Origin of the sequence: Ensifer adhaerens (genome assembly GCF_002940685.1) — a bacterium.
GTDB lineage: Bacteria > Pseudomonadota > Alphaproteobacteria > Rhizobiales > Rhizobiaceae > Ensifer > Ensifer adhaerens_E.
The window spans coordinates 1-1,161 of sequence record NZ_PNFP01000055.1 but is presented as its reverse complement, the minus strand read 5'-3'; the positions used below and the strand labels follow the sequence as shown (position 1 = coordinate 1,161).

Annotated in this window: 2 protein-coding genes; one reads left to right on the top strand and one right to left on the bottom strand. The window is 51.2% G+C overall.

Features of this window, described 5'->3' with window-relative positions; translation table 11 throughout:
* Positions 1-329 (top strand): squalene/phytoene synthase family protein (locus C1A35_RS35585; RefSeq protein WP_158665292.1); only part of this gene is annotated, 329 nt, incomplete at its 5' end.
* Here C1A35_RS35585 and C1A35_RS35580 read toward each other — a convergent pair.
* Positions 268-795: a sterol desaturase family protein gene (locus C1A35_RS35580; RefSeq protein WP_104668910.1), complete on the bottom strand. Its 528-nt coding sequence runs from the start codon at positions 793-795 to the stop codon at positions 268-270. The genes C1A35_RS35585 and C1A35_RS35580 overlap by 62 nt on opposite strands.
* Positions 796-1,161: the final 366 nt, after the last annotated feature.

Genomic DNA, 1,161 nt, shown 5'->3' with positions numbered 1-1,161 from the left:
AGAATTATGCGGCACCTGAAAACCGTCAGGCGCTGAGCCGTATCGCCCGTCGTTTGGTGCAGGAAGCAGAACCTTACTATTTGTCTGCCACAGCCGGCCTGGCAGGGTTGCCCCTGCGTTCCGCCTGGGCAATCGCTACGGCGAAGCAGGTTTACCGGAAAATAGGTGTCAAAGTTGAACAGGCCGGTCAGCAAGCCTGGGATCAGCGGCAGTCAACGACCACGCCCGAAAAATTAACGCTGCTGCTGGCCGCCTCTGGTCAGGCCCTTACTTCCCGGATGCGGGCTCATCCTCCCCGCCCTGCGCATCTCTGGCAGCGCCCGCTCTAGCGCCATGTCTTTCCCGGAGCGTCGCCTGAAGTTTTGACAGGGGCGGCGCATAGAGGAAGCCAAAAGAAACACAACCTTCTTTGCCCCTGACGGCGTGATGCATACGGTGCGCCATATACAACCGTTTGAGGTAGCCCTTGCGTGGAATATAGCGGAATGGCCAACGTTGATGCACCAGCCCGTCGTGCACCATAAAATAGAGTAATCCATACGCCGTCATACCTGCGCCAATCCACTGGAGCGGCCACATTCCTGTACTGCCCAGATAAATCAGCAGGATCGATAATGCAGCAAAAACCACGGCATAAAGATCGTTAACTTCAAACGCACCTTTACGCGGTTCATGATGTGAAAGATGCCATCCCCAACCCCAGCCGTGCATGATGTATTTGTGTGCCAGTGCAGCAATCACTTCCATGCCAATCACGGTAACGAAAACGATCAGGGCATTCCAAATCCACAACATAATTTCTCCGGTAGAGACGTCTGGCAGCAGGCTTAAGGATTCAATTTTAACCGAATTATCCCGCAAGAGGCCCGGCAGTACCGGCATAACCAAGCCTATGCCTACAGCATCCAGGGTGACGGTGCCGAGGATGACGATGAGCGCATTGTTAGATTTCATACACGGTGCCTGACTGCGTTAGCAATTTAACTGTGATAAACTACCGCATTAAAGCTTATCGATGATAAGCTGTCAAACATGAGAATTACAACTTATATCGTATGGGGCTGACTTCAGGTGCTACATTTGAAGAGATAAATTGCACTGAAATCTAGAAATATTTTATCTGATTAATAAGATGATCTTCTTGAGATCGTTTTGGTCTGC

Coding starts and splice junctions, on each gene's coding strand:
- C1A35_RS35580 (WP_104668910.1), bottom strand. CDS start 795: ATGTTGTGGATTTGGAATGCCCTGATCGTTTTCGTTACCGTGATTGGC.